15 protein-coding genes are annotated in these 19,146 nt (G+C 73.1%); 3 read left to right on the top strand and 12 right to left on the bottom strand.

The window, feature by feature from the left end:
- Window positions 1-168: 168 nt before the first annotated feature.
- Together OG568_RS33840 and OG568_RS33845 are read right to left on the bottom strand one after the other, a co-directional pair.
- Window positions 169-426, bottom strand: a complete 258-nt coding sequence (locus OG568_RS33840; protein WP_329536534.1) for a DUF1932 domain-containing protein — start codon at window positions 424-426, stop codon at window positions 169-171.
- An 8-nt stretch (window positions 427-434) separates the two neighbouring features.
- The gene (locus OG568_RS33845; RefSeq protein WP_329534286.1) at window positions 435-767 is read right to left on the bottom strand and encodes a hypothetical protein; all 333 of its coding nucleotides are present in this window, start codon (window positions 765-767) and stop codon (window positions 435-437) included.
- A gap of 547 nt (window positions 768-1,314) precedes the next feature.
- Between OG568_RS33845 and OG568_RS33850 the strand changes: the two genes are divergently transcribed.
- A complete protein-coding gene (locus OG568_RS33850) occupies window positions 1,315-2,232 on the top strand; it encodes a class I SAM-dependent methyltransferase (protein ID WP_329534287.1) in 918 nt (305 codons plus the stop codon).
- Between the two features lie 95 nt (window positions 2,233-2,327).
- Entirely contained in the window at window positions 2,328-3,089 is a 762-nt protein-coding gene (locus OG568_RS33855) for an SDR family oxidoreductase (RefSeq protein WP_329534288.1), read from the top strand.
- Between the two features lie 15 nt (window positions 3,090-3,104).
- Here the strand turns inward: OG568_RS33855 and OG568_RS33860 are convergent, their stop codons facing one another.
- The 10 genes from OG568_RS33860 to OG568_RS33905 form a co-directional block, all read right to left on the bottom strand.
- Complete coding sequence (locus OG568_RS33860; RefSeq protein ID WP_329534289.1) at window positions 3,105-3,854, bottom strand: SDR family NAD(P)-dependent oxidoreductase; 750 nt, start codon at window positions 3,852-3,854, stop codon at window positions 3,105-3,107.
- 99 nt (window positions 3,855-3,953) lie between these two features.
- Entirely contained in the window at window positions 3,954-5,465 is a 1,512-nt protein-coding gene (locus OG568_RS33865) for a sensor histidine kinase (RefSeq protein ID WP_329534290.1), read from the bottom strand.
- Window positions 5,466-5,491: 26 nt separating this feature from the next.
- Window positions 5,492-6,529 (bottom strand): rod shape-determining protein, encoded by a 1,038-nt coding sequence (locus tag OG568_RS33870; RefSeq protein WP_329534291.1) that lies wholly within the window; start codon window positions 6,527-6,529, stop codon window positions 5,492-5,494.
- 210 nt (window positions 6,530-6,739) lie between these two features.
- Entirely contained in the window at window positions 6,740-11,521 is a 4,782-nt protein-coding gene (locus OG568_RS33875; RefSeq protein ID WP_329534292.1) for an SAV_2336 N-terminal domain-related protein, read from the bottom strand.
- A complete protein-coding gene (locus OG568_RS33880) occupies window positions 11,511-12,584 on the bottom strand; it encodes an AAA family ATPase (RefSeq protein WP_329534293.1) in 1,074 nt (357 codons plus the stop codon). The genes OG568_RS33875 and OG568_RS33880 overlap by 11 nt, the downstream gene beginning before the upstream one ends.
- A gap of 93 nt (window positions 12,585-12,677) precedes the next feature.
- The gene (locus OG568_RS33885; protein ID WP_329534294.1) at window positions 12,678-14,525 is read right to left on the bottom strand and encodes a VMAP-C domain-containing protein; all 1,848 of its coding nucleotides are present in this window, start codon (window positions 14,523-14,525) and stop codon (window positions 12,678-12,680) included.
- The gene (locus OG568_RS33890; protein WP_329534295.1) at window positions 14,522-14,881 is read right to left on the bottom strand and encodes a CU044_2847 family protein; all 360 of its coding nucleotides are present in this window, start codon (window positions 14,879-14,881) and stop codon (window positions 14,522-14,524) included. Before OG568_RS33890 ends, OG568_RS33885 begins: the two co-directional genes overlap by 4 nt.
- A gap of 107 nt (window positions 14,882-14,988) precedes the next feature.
- Window positions 14,989-16,314: a carboxyl transferase domain-containing protein gene (locus tag OG568_RS33895; protein WP_329534297.1), complete on the bottom strand. Its 1,326-nt coding sequence runs from the start codon at window positions 16,312-16,314 to the stop codon at window positions 14,989-14,991.
- The gene (locus tag OG568_RS33900) at window positions 16,307-17,842 is read right to left on the bottom strand and encodes an acyl-CoA synthetase (protein ID WP_329534298.1); all 1,536 of its coding nucleotides are present in this window, start codon (window positions 17,840-17,842) and stop codon (window positions 16,307-16,309) included. The genes OG568_RS33895 and OG568_RS33900 overlap by 8 nt, the downstream gene beginning before the upstream one ends.
- A 99-nt stretch (window positions 17,843-17,941) precedes the next feature.
- Window positions 17,942-18,601: an O-methyltransferase gene (locus OG568_RS33905; RefSeq protein ID WP_329534299.1), complete on the bottom strand. Its 660-nt coding sequence runs from the start codon at window positions 18,599-18,601 to the stop codon at window positions 17,942-17,944.
- Window positions 18,602-18,684: 83 nt separating this feature from the next.
- On the opposite strand from OG568_RS33905, the gene OG568_RS33910 reads away from it, so the two are divergent.
- The gene (locus tag OG568_RS33910; protein ID WP_329534300.1) at window positions 18,685-19,125 is read left to right on the top strand and encodes a DUF6086 family protein; all 441 of its coding nucleotides are present in this window, start codon (window positions 18,685-18,687) and stop codon (window positions 19,123-19,125) included.
- Window positions 19,126-19,146 lie beyond the last annotated feature (21 nt).

Genomic DNA, 19,146 nt, shown 5'->3' on the forward strand with positions numbered 1-19,146 from the left:
GGGGCTGGGTCGGTGGCGATGTTTACGTAAACATGGCGGCGCCGGAATCGTGGCACCCGGGGCAGTGATCGTCAAGGTTTCCCGCACGTAACGCCGTTGGGCTCCTGGTGTGAATTCGCGGCACCGGGCCGAAAGAGGTGAGAGGTGGCGAAGTGGCGGAACTGGACGTCAGTCCAGGTCGTCGGGTGCGTGGAGGTGGGCCAGGACCTCCTCCAAGGGGAGGTCGAAGCGGTCCTTGTCGGCGGTCCAGTGGCGCAGAACCGTGGCGCCGGCCTCGGCCAGGGCGGGCGGAAGGCCGGCGGAGCGGAGGGTGGCGGCGATCTCCTCCATCTCGGGGGCCCAGCGCCAGGCGCGGGCCGCGAGGCTCGGCAAGTAGTCCACCTCGGCGAGAATCCTGGAGGTGATCGACTCGGCCTCCAGGGCCAGTTCGTCACCTACGCCGTGACGCGCGGCGACCCCGGCCTCGAGCGGTCTGGCAGTACGGCGGTGTCCTCGAACACCGCGGCCACCCGGCCGACGGCCTCCGGGTCGCCGCTCAGGTAGAGCCGCGGGGCACTGTCTCCTCCGGGAGGAGCGCCGATGATCGAGCCGTCGACCATGACGATGCCGCGGTCGCGGCAGGCTCCGTCGATACGGAGGGCCCGTTCAGGACTGATGGCGTTCGCCTCCACGTAGACACCGCGGAAGGCGTGCCCGAGGACCTCGTACGCGGCGTCCTCCGCCGCGTGCGGTGGACAGACCGACAGGACCAAGTCGCTGACGGCCAAGGCGGACCCGAGTGACTCGGCCGCCTCCAGGCCGGCCTTCCGGGCCGCTCGACGCCGGCGGAACCACGGCCGGTGGGGACGTGGAGCACTCGGGCCCCGGCGCGGCGTGCCTGGGCGCCGACCTCCGCGCCCATGGCGCCGGGGTGCAGGAGTGTCACGGTCGTCGTGAACGGTCCTCGTGGAGTCGGGGAGATGGATCAGGTGGAGGCGGGCGACGCGAGAGGGCTTCACGTTACGACGAAGATCCGCCCGGTGCGGGGTGTCGCGGCGCGACCGCGCTCCGTGGCCCTCGCGCCCTCCTGACCCGCCATTCAGCTGACGGCGCGGCACATCACGACGTGCGTAACCCTCTCGTGGCCCAAGCATCATTCAGGCGTTCCCCTTTGGGGGGCCGGTGTTCGCTGTGTTTTAGCTGTGGGACGTTTACGCTTTACCGTCCTTTGGGCGTTGGGTCCCCACTGCGCAGCCGGTCGTCATCAGGGTGTGCGCACCTTCTGTCCCCCCGCGTACGCAGCACTTCTCCCCTACCTGTGAGGGTCCAAGAACCATGCGAACGTTTCTCACCACCAAGGCCGCCAGGCGCGTCCTGCGTCCGATCGCCGATCTCATCGATCAGCGCATCGAGCGCCAGATCCGCCGCTCCATCGGGGGCGGATCCGAAGGCGGACTGCAGCGCGAGCTGACGGCGCTGCGCCAGCGTCAGCGCCCGCTCGAGCTGCTGCTCGACGGGACGGGGCGAGGCGTGTCGCGCATGCCGGCCCAGGTCCATCTCGACCGTGCCATCGAGGAGCTGGCGCAGGTGAGTGGGGACAGGAGCGGTGCGGAGCGGAACATCGCCCAGGCGTTCCGGCTGCTCATCGCCCTGGAGGCGCTCGGGGTCGGCCGGATCGCCGGCGGCACCATGAACATCTGCGGCAAGCTCTCCGCCGTACCGCTGCTCGACCCGCCGAACGACGAGATCCTCGAGATCGGCACCCTGTACGGGATGTTCGGCGCGGCCCTGATCCGGATGATGGAGCGCGCGGGACGCGACCCGCGTCTGACGATCGTCGACCCGCTCGCGGGCCTGCAGCTGCAGCCCGGCACCACCGAGGGGGCGGACCCGACGGGCACTCCCGTGCGCGGGGCCGCGGTGCGCGCCAATCTGGCTCTGGTCGGCGCGGCCGGCGCCGCGGCCCGTGTCCAGCAGGGCTTCTCCGAGGATCCCGAGGTGCGCGCCCTGGTCGCCGACCGTTCCTACGGGGTGATCATCGTCGACGGCGACCACTCCGCCTCCGGTGTCGCCGCGGACCTGGAGTGGGCCGAGCAGATCGTCGCGCCCGGCGGGATCGTCGTACTCGACGACTTCGGGCACCCCAAGTGGCCCGGTATCAAGGAGGCCTTCGACAAGCACATGGCGACCGACACCCGGCTGACGTTCCTCGGGCAGGTGGCGAACTCGGGGTATCTGCGCGCGAGTGCGTAGAGAGGCGTTGCGGCGCGGGGGGTCTGCCCATCGACCCCGACTCGTGATAGAAGCGGCGGAAGAGGATTGTCGGATACTGAGAATGGGGTTCTGGCATGAAGGCTGTCGTGGTCGGGGCGTCGAGTGGACTGGGCCGGTGCATAGGGGTCGACCTGGGGCGCCGCGGTGACCAGGTCGCCCTGCTGGCGCGCCGGCACGACCGGCTGGTCGACGCGGCGAAGGAGGCGGGCCCGGACGCGCTCGCCGTCGCCTGTGACGTGACCGACGAGTCGTCCTGCCGGGCGGCGATCGAGGAGGCCGCCGCCGGGCTGGGCGGCATCGACGCCCTCGTCTACGCCACCGGCATCGGCCCCCTCGCCCCGGTCGAGAAACTCGACGCCGACGCCTGGCGCCGCGCCATGGACACCAATGTGATCGGCGCGGCGCTGGTCACGAGCGCCGCGCTGCCGCATCTGACGAGGTCGGGCGGGGTCGCCGCCTACCTGTCCTCCATCGGCGGCTCGCTCACGCCGTCCTGGCCCGGGTTCGCGGCCTACCACGTGAGCAAGGCGGCCCTGGAGAAGCTCGTCGAGGCCTTCCGCGTCGAGCACCCGAGCGTGGGCTTCACCCGGTTCGTGGTCGGGGACTGCGCGGGCGGCGAAGGGGACTCCAGGACCGGGTTCGCCGACGGCTGGGACCGGGAGTACGCGGCCCAGGTCCACCCGGTCTGGCGACAGCGCGGCTATCTGACGGGCGCTCTGCTGGACGTGGACGAGTTCCTCCGTGTGCTCGACGTCGTACTGCGCTGCGGCGGCACCGTCCCGGAGGTGACGGTGACGCCGCGCCCGCCCGCCCGGGCCCAGGCGTCCCAGGCCTGATCTAGAAGGAAGGCCCTAACGGCCCAGCGCCGCACCCCCGTTGATGTGCAGCAGCTGCCCCGTCAGGTACGCCGCCTCCGGTGACGCCACGTATCGGACGGCGGCGGCGATCTCGGAGGGGTGACCCGGCTTGCCGGTGAGGGTCTGGCCGACCCGGGAGGCGATGAACTCCGGCGTCGCGCGGGCGCCGAAGAACTCCGTGTCGCCGACGAAGCCGGGGGCGATCGCGTTCACGGTGATGCCCTCGGGACCGACGCGCTGCGCGAGGGCGTAGGTGTACGTGTTGACCCAGGCCTTGGAGCCGCCGTAGGAGCCGGGCCCGCGCAGTGAGGCGATGGAGGAGAGCTGCACGATACGGCCGCCGGGGCGGCGCATGTGGGGGAGCAGGGCCTCGGTGAGCAGGACCGCGGTCAGCACATTGGCGTCGAAGTTGTCGCGGTAGCTGTCCGCGATGGAGGCGAGGGTGCCGTCGTGCTCGCGGGCCACGTTGCCGCCCGCGTTGGCCACCAGCACGTCCACCGGGGTCTCGTCCGTCGTGATGAACTCCCTTACCGCGCCGACCTGTTCGGGGTCGGCGAGGTCCGCCGCGTACCAGCTCGTGGTGGCCTCGCCGTACTGGCCGTTCAGGGCGTCGGCCGCCTTGCGCAGCACGTCCTCGCGGCGACCGAGGAGCACCACCCGGTCCCCGTCCGCGGCGAACGCCTCCGCCGTCGCCAGGCCGATCCCGGTACCGCCGCCGGACACCACCACACGTCGCTGAGCCATGGCCATCCCGTCCTCGGATGTGAATATCGGTCATGTGGGCGTACGGGCTGTGACGCTACGGAGGCCCTGAGGGGACGTCAAGTGGCTTGTGGGAGCGGCTCACATGGGCGACTGCCAGGTCACCGTCGTGCCCGAGCCGCCCTCCGGTTCGCCGCCCTCCGAGTCGCCGTCCTTCAAGTCCCTCTCCGTATCGCCGTCGTCGAAGACCGTCAGGCGGACCCCGGGGCGTCCGCCGGGGAGGATCGCCGTCGCGTCGACCGTGATCTCGACGCGGGAGACACCGGCGCGGCGGGAGGCGGCGGTCAGAGCGCGGCGCAGTGCGGTGAGCAGCCGGCCGGCGACGGGTTGTGCGATACGGCTCTCCACCGCGCCGGTGAACCGGGTGGACGGCTGGAAGCCGAGGACCGCGGCCGCGCCCGCCGTCTCGCGCAGTACCTTGCCGCGGAAGGTGGTGGGGGCGTCGGACGGCGGCTGCTGGAGTGCGAAGATCGCCGTGCGGACCTCCTGGATGGTGGACTGGAGTTCGTCGACGGCACGGCCGAGGGTCGCGTGCACGTCGTCGTCCACCTCGCCCGCTCCGGCGCTTCTGCGCTGCGTGGACTCCAGCATCATGCCGGTCGCGAACAGCCGTTGGACGACGAGGTCGTGCAGGTCGCGGGCGATCCGGTCGCGGTCCTCGTAGACCGCGAGCCGCTCCCTGCTGTGCTGGGCCGCGGCGTGGACCAGCGCCAGCGCGGCCTGTGAGGCGAACTGGGTGGCGAGCAGGCGCTCCACCGCGGTGTACGGACGGCCGCCGCGCCGGCGAGGGAGGGCGAGCGTGCCGATGAGGCGGCCGCCCTCCTGGAGCGGCAGCATCATGTTCGGCCCGAACCGGTGCCGCACATGCGTGGTCATCCGCGGGTCGGTCGCCGAGTCGTCGATGAACACCGGTTCACCGCCGAGGAGTTGATCGAGAACCGGGCTGCCCGGCTCGATCGTGGTGCCGAGGACGTCGTCGGAGTCGTCGAGCGTGGAGGCGGTCACGATCTCCATGCCGCCGTCCTCGGTGGGCCGCAGGATGATGCCGGCCTCGGCCTTGGCGAGGCGCCGGGCCCGTTCGGCGACGGTCATCAGCGCGTCGTCGGCGCTCTCGCCGGAGAGCAGCGCGGTGGTGACGGCCGCCGCGCCCTCGATCCAGCGCTCGCGCTGCCGCGCCGTCTCGTACAGCCGGGCGTTGCCGATCGCGATGCCCGCGTGGGTCGCCAGGACCCGTACCAGCTGTTCGTCCTCGTCCGTGAACGGGCCGTCGCGCTTCCCCGCGAGGCACAGGTCGCCGAACACCTCGTCGTCGACCTGGATCGGCACGGCGAGCTCCGGCAGTTCCGGCGGCTGTGGAGGCTCCGGGCGTCCGGGCGGCCCCGCGGAATCGGGAAGATCGGCCCGTCTCGCCGTGCGGATCTCCGCGAGTCCGTCCCGTCCGGGATCGGTCATGTCCAGCGCCGCGTACCGGGCCTCCGTGAGTTCGGCGGCGGCGTCCACGATGTGCTGGAGCGTGGCCCGCAGTTCGAGGTCGGTGCCGACGCTGAGGACGGCTTCCAGGAGCGCCGGCAGGCGGGGGCGCGGATCGTGCATACCGGGGACTTTCCGGGGCCCGGTCGTCAGAACGCCAGCGGGCCCAGCAGCAGCGGCTCGATCTTGCCCTCCAGCATGTAGCCCAGGCCCTGCACCGCGCACACGTCGGGACGCTCGGCGATGTGCACCGGCATGCCCGTCGCCTGCCGCAGCATCTGGTCCAGGCCCGGCAGCAGCGCGCTGCCGCCGACCATCATGATGCCGCGGTCGGCGAGGTCGGCCACCAGGTCGGGCGGGCAGGCCCGCAGCACCTTCCCGATCCCGTCCAGTACGGCGGTCAGCGGGGTCTGGATGGCGTCCCGAACGGCGGCGGTGTCGACCTGCACGGAACGGGCCAGGCCGGTCGCCACGTCCCGGCCGTGGATCTCCGTGGACGTCGGGCCGTGCGGGGTGAGCCCGTTGCCGGAGAGGGCCAGCTGCAGGGGCCGTACCGACTGCGAGGGAAGCATCAGCTCGTGCTGGTGGCGCAGATGCTGCACGATCGCGCGGTCGACGGCCTCGCCGCCCACCGGAACGCGCTCGGCGGTCACGATGGACCCCAGGGACAGCACGGCGACCTGGGTGGCGGCCGCCCCGCACACCATGATCATGGTCGCTTCCGGCTGTTCGACGGGCAGACCGCACCCGACGGCGGCGGCGATCAGCGTGTCGACCAGCTCGACCCGTCGCGCCCCCAGCCCGACCAGCGTCTCGATCGCGGCGCGCTGCGCCAGCGGGTCCGCGTCGTGCGGGGTGCAGGCCGCGGCGCGCAGCCGGGGCTTGCGGCGCAGGGCGCGGCGGACCTTGTCGCCGAGCAACTGGCGCAGCATGCGCTGGGCCATCTCGATGTCGACGACCGTGCCGCCGGACACCGGGCGCATGACGCGGATGTAGTCGGGGGTACGGCCCGTCATCCGCTCCGCGAACTCGCCGACTGCGATCAGGGCGCCGGTCCTGGTGTTGATCGCGGCGACGCTCGGCTGGTCGACGACCAGGCCCGCGCCCTTCACGTACACCCGGGTCCGGGCCGCGCCCAGGTCGACGGCGAGGTGGCAGCGGCGCAACCGCTCGAGAGTGGCGGTCATGGCAGGTCCTCCCGAGAGCAGACCGTCGGGGCTCCGCCGGGTGGCGGTCCTTACTCGCATCGTCGGCGGGAGCCGCACCGGGCGCCTTTTGTGGGGGGCCGGGCGGGTGCCGCTGAACGGGTGGTCGTGGGAGGGGTGCCGGACGGGTGGTCTTGAGGGAGTGACTTGAGGGGAGTGACTTGAGGGGAGTGACTTGAGGGGAGGGAGCTGTCAGGGGGAGCCGAAGGCGCGCAGTGAGTTCAGCAGAGGTGTGTGATCCCCTACCAGGATCTGTTCGCCTCCGGCCGCCAGCAGCCGTGTCCTGGTCCGCTCGTCGGGCGCGAAGGCGAGGAACGGTACGCCGAGAAAGCGCGCCACCGATTGCTCCGCGACGGTGGAGCCGATCATGAGGCAGCGCGCCGGGGGCACGCCCAGCCGGTCGAGGGCCTGGCGCGGGCTGTGGGGGTGCGGCATGAGGCGGCCGAGGTCGGTGGGACGGCCGTGGACGCCGCCGTTCATGGCGTCGTCCAGCCCGCGCCGTTGCAGATAGGTCCGGACCGCGAGCGTGGCGTGGTCGGTCACCACGGCCAGGCCCGTGCCCCGGGCCTCCAGGGTGCGTACCAGCAGGTCGGCGCCGGTCCGGGGCCGCGCGGTGCGGGCGGCCCGCGTCTCGATGGTGTCGAGCCGCAGCCGCAGCTCGTCGGCGAGCTCGTGCCGTGCGAAGGTGCGCAGCAGGTCGAGCGGGTTGGCGTACCCCTCCACGGGGTCGCCGTGCGGCAGGGGCTGCCCCGACAGCGCGTCCTCGGGGTCGCGGGCCTCCGTGAGGAACTGGGCGAGCTCGCGCAGTACGGTGGCCGGCTCGTCCGGCGTGTACAGCTCGGCCAGGGGGCCGTCGAAGCCGAGGATCACGGCCTGAGCCGTCCGGAGCGCCGCGCTGACCGCGTTGTCCGCGCGGGCCGTATTGTCCGCGCGGGCCGGCCCGGGAGGGGGTGTGGTCGCGCTCAGGGTGACGTTCCAGCGGAAGGTGCACCCGTACATGCGCACGTTCAGCCGCTTGTGGAGAGCGGCGGCCGCCTGGGAGGCGTGCGAGGGCGGGAAGTCGAGGGCGAGCCGGCGGATGCGGGCCAGCAGCTGGTGGCGCAGTTCGTCGGCGACATCGGCCGCGCGCAGCCGCACCGCCTCGACCGGGTCCGTGACGCGCCAGGTCACCTCGCCTCGCGCGGTGAAGACGGGTACCTCTTCCGTGTCCGGCCCGGGGACGTCGAGCGCGGTGCGTTGTTCGCGGAGACTCACCTCGTAGTAGCTGGCCGTGGTGCGGCTCGGGGTGGTGCCGAGTTCACCGTCGGGGCTCGCGTAGACGACGGTTCTGGTTCTGCCCTGGGGCTGGGGGAGTCCGGTCCGGGTGGTGGGCAGGGGGTAGGGGCCGAGTACGGCGGGTGGCGGGAGGGTGCCGTCGTACGTCATGCGCGGAAGGAGGTAGAGGCGGTGCCAGCCGGTGGGCGGGTCGCCGTCCGGACCCGGGGCGAGGGGCCGCAGCAACGGGGCGGAGTCCGACTCCTCGCGCAGGCCGTCCCGGAAGTGGCGGGGCACGGCGACGATGCCCCGCGCCTCCTCGGACGCGTCCAGCGCCGCCCGTACGGCCCCCGGATCGGGCCGTTCGGCATTCCCCCGCGCGTCGGCCCGCCAGAAGGTCACGCACAACCGGAGGCCCTCCAACTCGACCAGCCGGTCGTGGAGTTGGAGCAGTGTCAGGGAGAGCAGCGGGAACGCGGAGACGCCCTCCTCGGTCAGTACGGTGTACCCCTCGGTCCGCCGCAGCAGCTGGTACTCCTGCCCCGCCATGCCACTCGCCGTCACCAGCCGCGTGACCGCCCGGCCCAGTGCGGCCAGCGTGTCCGGTTCCTGTGGGCCGTCCGCGAAGTCGAAGAAGACGCAGGTGCGGTACGCGGAGTCGGGCTGGTGTCCGGTCCGGGGTCCGGGCGGTTGCCGGACCGGCGTGGCCATGGAGCTGTCGGGCGTACCGGTGTCCGCCGTCTCGTCGTACGCCTCCTCGCGGGGCTGTTCGTCCGGTTCCCCCGCCTCCTCGGTACGGCCCAGGTACCGGAGCGCGATCCGGTGCAGCCGGCGGAAGTCCTCGCGGGCGGGGTGGGCGCGCACGAGGGCGGCGAGGTCGGTGGCGGCGTTCTCGAACTCACCGAGATCCAGGTTGAGTTCGGCACGAGTGGCGCGGAGGGAGAGACGGAGTCGGTCGAAGCGGGTGCGAGCGGTGCCGGCGGCGGGGCCCGGGACGCCGTCGAGGGCGGTCCCGTACCAGAGGGACAGCGCGTTGTTCACGTGGGCGAGGGCGGTCTCGGGGCGTCCGGCGCCGCGTTCGGCCTCGGCGCTCGCCACGGAGCGTCGGCAGTCGACCACGTCCACGACGTCCGCGCTGGTGTGCAGGGCGTACCCGTCGGGCAGGGTGGCCAGCGCTCCCGGTCCCAGGGCGTTGCGCAGCCGGGACGCGTAGGTGCCCAGGACGGCCTGGGCGCGCTCGGGCGGTGTGCCGCCCCAGATGCCCTCGGCGAGTTCGGCGTGGGTCACCGCGCGGCCGTGCCGGAGGAGGAGCATGCAGAGCATCGCCTGCTCCTGGGGGGAGCCCGTGGCGACGGGGGCGGTGCCGCGTGTGACCGTCGGCGGGCCGAGGAGGGAGTAGTGCAGCGGGGTGTGGGCCGTTTTGGCGACGAGGGCGAGGTCGCGGCTCCACAGCTGGGCCGCGCCCCGTCGCTGTGCGGTGAGTTCGCCGGTCAGCAGCAGGTGGAGGGCCGAGGCGTACGGGCGGCGCAGCCGGGCCGGGAGGGCGGTGAGCTGTCCGGCGGTGACGTCGGTGAGGGGGCGCCACGGCCCGCCCGACGACAGATGGAACAGCAGCCGGCCCAGTGCTCGCAGATCGACCCCGAACTCCCGCTGTCCCCCCGTCTGCTGGAGGTGGAACAGCGTGATCTTGGCCGTCCCGTCCGGCAGGATCAGGACCTCGGCCATATCGAGGAGTCCGCCGTGTGTGACGTCGGCCTCGTGGACAGCCCTGAGGGCGTCGGCGAGTTGTCGGCCCAGCGACACCAACAAAGGCGCCGGGATTCGGTAAATACCCTCCACAGTAAGGGAGTTGAGGGAAATGCCGTCCACGTGCTCCATGACGGCGTACGGCGTCCCGGCGTCGACTCCGTAGTCGTGGACCTTCACCACGTTGGGGTGATCGACACCCGCCAGCGTACGGGCGTCCCGCAGGAAGACCTGGTCGTCGGCCCCCGACGGATACAGCCGCACCACCACCGTCCGCCCCGACTCCGTGTCCTCGGCCCGCCACAGCGACCGGCTGGACCCGAGCTGTTCGACGAAGCGGTAGCGCTCACGCAGCGCCCGGGTGCGGTCCGTCGCCGCCGTCCCCAGCAGCCGCCGCGCGCTGTCGGGACTGACCGTCGCGATCGGTTCGCTCGCGGCCGCCGCCTCCGTGCCGGACGCCATCGGTGTGCTCGCCCGGAACTCCCCGGCCGCCCGCCCCGCCCGTTCGTCGATCGACGCCCCCACCCGGGCCAGCAGGCGGGTCGTCCGGCCGTGAGCGGTGCGGGGCAGGCCCCGGAGCAGGAGGTCTCGCACACCTGGACGGAAGGCGTACGACCCCGGTGGGCCCGGGGCCGTGGTGAGCATGCCGCTGAGGATGATCTCGGCGAGGTGCTGGGGGCGTGGGTGCGGCTCGACCGCCGCCTGCACCAGGCGCATGACGGGCAGGTGCGGGGGGCCGACGGCCAAGTGGCCGGCCAGGCGGAAGGCCTCGGGGGACGCGCCGGCGCGAAAGCGGAGGACGAGTTCCTCGGCGGGCAGCCGGGTGACGTCGCTCCGGTTCCCGGACGTCTCGTCCAGGAGCGGCGGCCGGGGCGTCAAGTAAGCCACTGACCCGGGGAGTTGGCTGCCGCCCTGGCTCGCCACCAGGGCCGACCAGTGCGCGAGCCAGAGCGCGTCCGGCTCCAGTACGGGGAGGGGGACCGTACCGGCCCTCGGACGCGCCTCCTCCGAGGTGTCGTACGGCGTGAAGGCGAGGGACACCGGAGGGGCGGCCGGGAAGGGTGCCGACAGGAGCCCGGGGGTCGTGGGCAGCGCGGTGTCGCGCCACAGGCGTTCCGGGAGGGGCTGGACGAGGGCCAGCGGCATCCGCTGGGACCAGCGGCGCAACGTCGCGTACCAGCGGTCGCCCGCCGGGCCCGCCCACCACTGCGGGCCCATGCAGTCGCTGACCAGGAGGGTGACGGTGCGTCCGTCGGTGGGCACATGGGCGCCCGCGTCGCCGGTGACCGTGCCGTCGGGGCGGGCGCGATGCGTCGTCACCGTGCGGAAGACGCCCGACTGGGCCAGCGCGGTGTGCAGTTCACGGATCAGGGGGTGCCAGACGGGCATCGTGGGACCCGCGTCGCGGACCAGGCGCAGGCTCAGCCAGCGTTCGCGCGCGGGGCGCATGACCGGCAGCCACCACTCGGGCCGGCCGCCCAGATGGGCGATGCGGTGTGCGGTCGCCCGCTCGTCGAGTTCACGGCGGACCGGGGCGTCGCTGCGGCGCTTGAGCGGGCGCAGGGCGCGTTGCAGCGCGAGCGGGCCGCGCAGCATCGGGGGAGCGGGGGCCAGCAGGGACGCGTGGGGTCGCGTGTCGCCGACGGGGGAGGGGGCGGAGGCCGGCAGGTGGAGCGGGACCCGGGTGTCGTCGTTCGGTGGGTGGGGTTCCGTCTCCTGGCGGGGCTCCTCCTGGCGGGCGTTCTCGGGCGGCGACTCCTCCGCCGAGGGCGTGGGCGCGGGTGACGTCCCTGGCTCCTGTGCGGCGTCGGGGGCGGCGGGCGCGGGGGCCGGGTCCGCCATCTGCCGTGCCAGCCACAGGAGTTCGGCCAGTTCGACCGGCGTCGGGTGGGCGCCGTCGCCCGCCTCGGCGAGGATCTCGGCGAGGCGGCTCAGCGGTCGCGCGCCGAGCGGTCCGGCCGGTTCAGAACGCATCGGTCCCCGGCGCCTCGCTCAGGTACGGCATCAGCTCCTCCGCGAGTTCGTCGAGCGACTCCGGGGCCAGGCCCGACGCGCCCGCCAGGTAGATCGCGTTGAGGAGCTGGTCGGTGGCCAGGTCGCCGCCGGACGACCGGGACAGGAAGCGGGTGATGAGGGTCTGCGCGTAGTCGTCGGGCTCGCCCAGGTGGGCGCGGACGATCCCGGCGAGATGGCCGTCGTCGGGCTGGCGCAGCCGCAGGGTGACACAGCGGCGCAGGAAGGCGGGCGGGAACTCGCGCTCGCCGTTGCTGGTGAGCACGACGAAGGGGAAGGCCCGGCAGCGCACGCGGCCCCGGGCCACCGGGACGCGTTCGTCGGTGCCGTCGACCATCACCCGGGCCTCGGGGGTGTGCCGGGCCGCGCGCACCAGTTCGGGGATCTCGTACTGGCCTTCCTCCAGGATGTTCAGCAGGTCGTTGGGCAGATCGAGGTCGCTCTTGTCGATCTCGTCGATGAGGAGGGCGCGAGGGCGGCCGTAGGGGAGGAGGGCGGTGCCGAGCGGGCCGAGCCGCAGATGGTCCTCGAGGCCCGAATCCGGTCTCGGGCCCGGGCCCGCCGCCGACTTCGACCCCGTCTCGGCCTGTGACTCCGCCTCGGACTCCTCCTGCGGCTTCCCGGTTCGCCGCGCCGCGTACAGCCGCGACAACGGGTCGTACTGATACAGCCCGTCGTGCAGTGTGCTTCTGCTCGTGATGTTCCAGCGCAGAACCGGGCCGAGGCGCAGCTCGCGGGCGACCGCGTACGCGAGCGACGACTTCCCGGTGCCGGGCGGGCCGGTCACCAGCAGGGGGCGGCGCAAGTACAGGGCCGCGTTGACGAGTTGCACGCTGCGCTCGGTGGCCTGGTAGGTGCGGGCACGATGTCTGCGGTCGGGGGAGGTCGCCGAGCTGTCGTCGCCGTCGGCCGGGGTCTTCAGGGCCGGTCCGCCGTCGAAGGCCCGCCACGGCGGGGGCGGCGGCAGCTGGGTGATGCCGTCGTGCGGCTCGTTCGCACCGGTGTAGACGGGCCACAGGGGCATGAGGCGGATCTCCGTGGGATCGAGGGCGTGCGGGCTTCGGACGAGTTCGGAGGAGTTCGTACTAGTATGGCCGAGTTCGGGCGACAGGCGGCTTCAGGCGACGGGCGAGCGCACAGGGGCGGCGGGTTCCGGGAAACGGCGGGGATCGTCCCACAGGAGCTGGACGTCCTTGGCCCAGTGCCGCTCCGGTTCGTCCGAGGCGTACACCCGCTCCCGCAACGCCAGTACGTGTCGGGGGAGTTCGGCGGGTGCCAGCCCCTCGACATACCCGGCGAGCTCGTCCAGGAAGACACAGCCGCCCTCGTGCTCGGGGCCGCCCGCGCAGCCCGTGCGTGTCCACAGCAGTACCGGGACCGGGGCGTTGAGGGTCACGTCGAAGAGCGCACCGGTGCGGGCGGGCGGAAGCGAGAAGGCGGCCAGCTGGGTGTCCTCCTGCCGCAGTCGGAACCGGAGCTTGGTCGGCTTCTCGTCGCTCCAGCAGCCGATCCGGTGCAGGGACGTGCTCGCCTTCCTCTCCAGTTCCTCCCACTTGCGGGTCAGTTGGTGCCGGACGCCGCCCCGGCGCCGGGTCCGGTCAGTGACGACGAGCGGGTACGCGCAGCCGAGCGGCGTCTCGTCGTCGACGCCGCGTGCCCAGTGCGCCACGGGCTCGTTCAGCCACTCACGGGGCAGCACGAAGGCGATCAACTCCTCGGCACCGGGCTCCAGTTGGCTGAACGCCTCGTCTATGTGCTCCTGAATGAAGGCCCGTACGCCGGACCGCGGCAGCCGACGGGCGCCCACCGGGCGGCGCAGTCCGTCGCGGTAGGCGGAGACCTCGACATTGACCTGGTCGCCGCCCGCGCCGCTGTGGTCGATCTCGACGAGGATCGGGGACCAGGAAGGGGAGGTACGGGTGCGGGAGCGGGAGCGGCCACGAGGCGTGTCCGACAGCTCGGCCGACCTCCCACTCGGCATCGGCACGCCCGATCTCCCGCCCGGCATCAGCTCGTCCGATCTCCCGCCCGGCATCAGCTCGTCCGATCTCCCGCCCGGCATCGACTCGTCCGAAGCCTTGCCCGGCGACCGGCCGGACGCCTTGTGCGAAGCCTCGTCGGGCGGCGCGCTCAGCAGTTCCTCCAACCGGCCGGCGAACCGGGCCACGGCCTGCGCGTCCGCCACCTCCCACAGTACGTACCAGGCCGCCGCCCACAGCGAGCCGAACCCCTCCGCCGGCAGCTGCGGGCCGAACGGGCCCACGGCGTCGACGTACAACCGGTTCGGATCGTGGGCGAGCCCCGCCCGCTCCGCGCGCTGCACCAGGACGCGTAACCGGTCCTTCGCGGCCGGCCGGTGCTCCGGTGTGGGGATCAGCGCGCTGAGCGCCGGCCAGTAGCGGGCCATGACGGGGCTGGGCAGCATCCGGCCGTTGCGAATGTCCTTGGCGCCCGAGGCCGCCGAGACCATGCCGACCACCCTGCCGTCCGCGAGGGTCACCGCCGCCCCGCTGAACCCGGCCGCCAGCGGCTGGCCGTGTCCGCTCCAGGCCTCCAGCTGCACCCATTCGTCCGCGATCAACTGGTCCGAGGCGGCCCGGTATTCGGCGAGCGTGCCCTCGTCGTAGCCCTTCGGGAAGCCGTACGCGAGGAGCCTGGGATACGGCTCGGTGTATGCCTCGCCGGGCGGGGCGAACACGGCCGGGGCGAGCCGCACCGCACGGTCCAGTTCGAGGACCGCGAGGTCGCCCGGGTCCGTCACGCCGCCCGCCCAGCCCCCGCGTACGACCACGGTGGCGGCCAGCTCCCCGAGCCCCCGGTCCTGCGGGAAGGACACCCGCACCCCCGACGCCTCGCTGCGGCGGACGACGTGCGCGCAGGTCAGCACCTTGCGGTCGGAGACCAGGAACCCCGCTCCGACCTCACCCCCGCAGACGATCCGGGCGTGCCAGAACGTACTGCTCATGACCGCGGGGCGGTCTCCGCGGGACCGTCGGACTGCCCCGGGGACCAGGAGAGCTTGACCACCAGATGGCCCTCGACCGCACTCTTGGCGATCAACGCGCCCGCCTCCGCGGTGAGTTTGACGCCGAACTCGATCTCCACGGAGCCGGGGCGCAGGCTTCCGTCGCGGAACACCCGCAGCGCGGACTCCGCCGCGGACCGTACGCCCTCCAGGGCGCCCTCGAAGGTGCGGGTCGCCTGGACCACGCCGTTCTCGCCGCGCGAGACGAGACGGGAACCGGAGCCGGACTCGTCCTCGCCCTCCTCGATCAGGATCACGGCGCCGTCGCCGGTCTTGAACTCCATCACGCCGTCCATGCAGTGGCCAACCCCCGTTGTGTCGCGGCCCGTTCCTCCTCATTGTTACGGACGGTGCAGGAGTCTGTCCCGGTTTTCCTGACTCGTCCCGCCCCCGCCCGAGACGACTACACGATGCCCCGGATCACGCCCAGCTCCACCAGGTCCTGCGGCCGGATGCGGAGTTGGTCCGCCGTGGCGCGCACCTCGTTCGCCGGGCGCTTGAGGATCGCGGCCGCGAGCTCCGGCGCGATGACGGAGAAGTAACTGTCCGGCGTGGCCCAGGTGTTGCCGGGCGCGGCCAGCGCGAGCGCGCCGCCCGAACCGCCCTCGCCGATCACCAGGGTGGTGACCGGCGTTCGGGCGGTGGCCACCGCGGCGAACAGATCCGCGATCGCCGAGCCCGCGCCCTGCCGCTCGGCCTGAGAGTCGTTGGCGGCGCCCGGGGTGTCCACCAGCGTCAGTACGGGGATGCCGAGCCGGCCGGCGAGCCGGATCAGCCGGGCTGCCAAGCGGTATCCGGCGGGTCGGGTCGCGGTCCCGCACTGGGCCGCGTACGCCACGGTCCGCCCCCCGGGTCCGGAACCGAACCCGCACAGCATGCCGTCGTCGCTGCCGCCGCAGCGGTCGCCGCTGATGGGGGCGCGCCGCGAGAAGTAGGCGTCCAAGTACGCGGTGGCCCGGGGACGTTCGGGGGAGCGGGCGCGACGGACGGCGTCCCAGCCGGTGGCGGGGAGGCCGGGGGCGCCGAGGGCGGGCGGGGGAGCGACGGGCCCGGTGGAGGGAGTGGTCAGCAGGTCCAGCCACAGCGCCAGCGTCTCCCGCAGCTCCTCCTCCCGTACGACGGCGTCCACCGCGCCCGACGCCACCTGGGCCTCGGCCGTGTACGCCGCCGGGTCCGCGTCGGGCGGGCGGACCCGGGAGCCGGCGAAGCCGACCTGGGCGCCGGGCAGCGCCAGGATCACGTCCGCGCCCGCGCCCAGCGTGGCCCAGCCGCCGCCCGTGGTCGGATCCCGCAGTACGGCGATCTGGGGCAGCCCCGCCTCCCGGGCGAGCGCCGACTGCCGTGCCACCCGTTGGAGTTGGGTGAGCGCGAGCATGCCCTCCTGCATCCGGCTGCCGCCCGTCGCGACGAGCGAGACGACGGGCAGGCGGTGCTCACGGGCGTGGGTGTAGGCCGCCTCGACGCGGTCGCCGGTGCGTTCGCCGAGCGAGCCGCCGAGGAAGCCGAACTCGAAGGCGATCAGTACGGCGCGGGTGGAGCCGATGACCGCGGTGCCGCAGACGACGGACTCGTCCTCGCCGGTGCGGGTGAGGGCGCGGCGGCGCGAGTCGTCGTACCCCTGCCAGGACAGCGGACCATCCGGCTTGAACACCCGCATGGGTACGGGAAGTTCACGGAAGTCGTCGCCGGCCAGGGCGACGGCCTCGCGGGCGGAGAAACGCTCAGTCATGCTGGGGGGCCTTCGCGACGGCATCAGGGAGGGCTCGCTTGAGAATCTTGCCCATGTCGTTGCGGGGCAGCGACGTGAGGAAGCGCACGGTCCGCGGACGTTTGTGCGGGGCGAGGCGGCGGGCCACGTGGTCGGCCAGCTCCCCGGCGGCGGGCGGGTCCTCGGGATCGACGGGCACGATCCAGGCCACGATCCGCTCGCCCAGATCCTCGTCGGGCTCACCGGTGACGGCGGCCTCGCGCACCGCCGGAAGCTCGAGCAGCGCGTTCTCGATCTCCCCGGCGCCGATCTTGTAGCCGCCGCTCTTGATCAGGTCGGTGGCCTTGCGGCCGACGATGCGTACGGAGCCGTCGGGGTCGACGACCGCCATGTCGCCGGTGCGGAACCAGCCGTCCTCGGTGAACGCGGCGGCGGTCGCGTCGGGCCGGTTCAGATACTCGGTGAAGAGGTTCGGCCCCCGGACCTGGATCTCCCCGACGGTCTCGCCGTCGTGCGTACCCGTGGGAGTGCCGTCGGCGTCGTACGAGGCGATCGTCGTCCCGTCCTCCTCGACGAGCCGCACGTCGACGCCCGGCAGCGGGACGCCCACGGTGCCGGGCCGGGGTACCCCGTCCACCCGCACGCTGGTGTTCATGAGGGTCTCGGTCATGCCGTACCGCTCGACGACCCGGCGTCCGGTCGCGGCCGTGATCCGCTCGTGGTCGTGCACCGGCAGCGCGGCGGAACCGGACACGAGCAGCCGCGCCCCGCCGAGCGCCTTGGCCAGCCCGGTGTCCTCGGCCAGCGCCTCGGCGAGCCGGTGGTACATCGTCGGCACCCCGAACAGCATCGTCGCGCCCTCGCCCAGCTCCCGCGCCACGCCCTCCGCGCTGAACCTGCCCAGATGCCGCACCGCCGCGCCGCGCCGCAGCGGGCCGAGGATGCCGAGGATCAGCCCGTGCACATGGAAGAGCGGCAGCCCCTGCACGAGGACGTCGTCGCCGGTCCACTGCCAGGCGTCGGCCAGCGCGTCGAGAGTCGAGGCGATGGCGCGCCGCGGGATGACGGCGCCCTTGGGCGGGCCGGTGGTGCCGGAGGTGTAGACGATGAGGGCGGGGGCGGAGGGGTCGTCCGGTTCGGTGCCGGGGCGCGCGGCGGCGCCAGGGCTTGCCTGGGCGTCCTGACCGGCGACGTCCACCTGGACGTCGAGGCGCTCCACATCGCTCACGGGCGAGGGAAGTTCGACGCCGGGCTCGGCCAGTACCAGCGACGGCGCGCTGTCGCCCAGAATGTGCCCCAGTTCACCCTCCCCCGACTTGGGGTTGAGCGGCACGGCGGGCACCCCGGCGAGCAGCGCGGCGACGACCCCGACGGCGGTCTCCAGGGACGGCGTCGCCCACACGGCGACCCTCCCCCGGCCGTCGAGCCGCGCGGCCAGTTCACCCGCCGAGGCGGCGAGCTCCGCGTACGTCAGGGACCGGTCGCCGAAACGCAGGGCGGGCCGCCGTGCGGTCGAGCCGCTGACCAGGGCGGGGAAGAGGGAGGACACGCGGGGTACTCCTTGCCGTAGGGGCCTGCTGGAGGACGTGCTGGCGGTGACAGTCACCACCGTTCCTACACCAGCCCGGGAGAAACCAGGTCGACGCGCTCACTCCGATGCCTCCGATGACGCGCTCGTCCCCGTCGAGGCGAACCGTCGCCGCGTGCCCACCAGCGTGGCGAGGTCCTCGGCGAGCCGGAGTTCGACCGTGTCCAGGGCGACATGCTCCAGCCAGTGCAGCCGGGCCCGGTCGGGAGCGCCCTCGTGCAGGGGCGGCCAGGCGGTGGCCGGGGTGAAGTCGTCGACCACCACCGTGCCGCCCGGAGTCAGCAGCCCGGCCGGGTCGGCCGGGTCGGCCGGGTCGTCGCCGGGCGTCTTGCCCATGCCGCCGCCGTCCAGGACCAGCAGGTCGTACGGGCCGTGCTCCTCGATCCGCCGCCAGTCGCCGTGGATCACCTCGACCTCGGGCCGGTCGGCGAAGACCTCGGCCGCGACCCGGGCCCGCTCGGCGTCGCGCTCCACGCTGAACAGCCGTACGCCCTCCCGGGCCCCGGACGCCAGCCACGCGAGCCCGACCCCGCACCCCGTACCCGTCTCACCGATCCGCTCCCGGGCACCGCCCGCCAACGCGTGCAGCAGACGGCCCTGCTCCGGACGGCACGCGTACGCGAAGCCGTGACGACGCGCGGCGGCGAGGGCCCGTCGGACGAGCGGGGGGAGGGTGGCGGGGTCCGCAGCGGCGTGGGCGTCCGTTCCTGAGATCGACATGGAGAGGATCATGCCGTTATTGCCGCGACGGTATCGCCCGGGGCTGATTACGCTGGCCCGCCGCGACGGAACGAGGAGCCGGCATGAGCCAGGACTACTACATGGATGACGAGACTCTCTGGAATCCCTCCAACGGGGCGTCCCGGCTGTTTCTGCGTCAAGTGGCCCTCTTCGAAGCGGAGCTGGAACTCCCGTCGGGCATCGGGCCGATGGTGAACGACGAGAGCCGGATCGACCGGGACACCTTCGCGGTCTTCGTCGACGCGCTGCTGGCACGGCATCGAAGAACGAGTCACGCCATCATGCTGGCCCTCTCCGAAGGCTTCGCCGCCACGGTGCTGGTGCTCGCGGAGCGCGGCGGGGTCGCGGTGGACTGGGCACGGCTCGGTGCCGCTTTGGTCGGCCCGCGGGAGAATGTGCAGATCTCGGCCTGTACCGGGATGTCCGCCCTGCCGGAAGGCGGTGCCTGGGAGTCACGACTGCGGGAGAGGTCACGAGAACTGGGTCGCTCCATGGCCCGTTGACCGGAGCGATTCCGGTTCTTC

The organism is Streptomyces sp. NBC_01450, from assembly GCF_036227505.1.
Taxonomy (GTDB): Bacteria; Actinomycetota; Actinomycetes; order Streptomycetales; family Streptomycetaceae; genus Streptomyces.

Coding starts and splice junctions, on each gene's coding strand:
- OG568_RS33910 (WP_329534300.1), top strand. CDS start 18,685: ATGAGCCAGGACTACTACATGGATGACGAGACTCTCTGGAATCCCTCC.
- OG568_RS33885 (WP_329534294.1), bottom strand. CDS start 14,525: ATGAGCAGTACGTTCTGGCACGCCCGGATCGTCTGCGGGGGTGAGGTC.
- OG568_RS33890 (WP_329534295.1), bottom strand. CDS start 14,881: ATGGACGGCGTGATGGAGTTCAAGACCGGCGACGGCGCCGTGATCCTG.
- OG568_RS33880 (WP_329534293.1), bottom strand. CDS start 12,584: ATGCCCCTGTGGCCCGTCTACACCGGTGCGAACGAGCCGCACGACGGC.
- OG568_RS33905 (WP_329534299.1), bottom strand. CDS start 18,601: ATGTCGATCTCAGGAACGGACGCCCACGCCGCTGCGGACCCCGCCACC.
- OG568_RS33855 (WP_329534288.1), top strand. CDS start 2,328: ATGAAGGCTGTCGTGGTCGGGGCGTCGAGTGGACTGGGCCGGTGCATA.
- OG568_RS33870 (WP_329534291.1), bottom strand. CDS start 6,529: ATGACCGCCACTCTCGAGCGGTTGCGCCGCTGCCACCTCGCCGTCGAC.
- OG568_RS33875 (WP_329534292.1), bottom strand. CDS start 11,521: ATGCGTTCTGAACCGGCCGGACCGCTCGGCGCGCGACCGCTGAGCCGC.
- OG568_RS33860 (WP_329534289.1), bottom strand. CDS start 3,854: ATGGCTCAGCGACGTGTGGTGGTGTCCGGCGGCGGTACCGGGATCGGC.
- OG568_RS33895 (WP_329534297.1), bottom strand. CDS start 16,314: ATGACTGAGCGTTTCTCCGCCCGCGAGGCCGTCGCCCTGGCCGGCGAC.
- OG568_RS33865 (WP_329534290.1), bottom strand. CDS start 5,465: ATGCACGATCCGCGCCCCCGCCTGCCGGCGCTCCTGGAAGCCGTCCTC.
- OG568_RS33850 (WP_329534287.1), top strand. CDS start 1,315: ATGCGAACGTTTCTCACCACCAAGGCCGCCAGGCGCGTCCTGCGTCCG.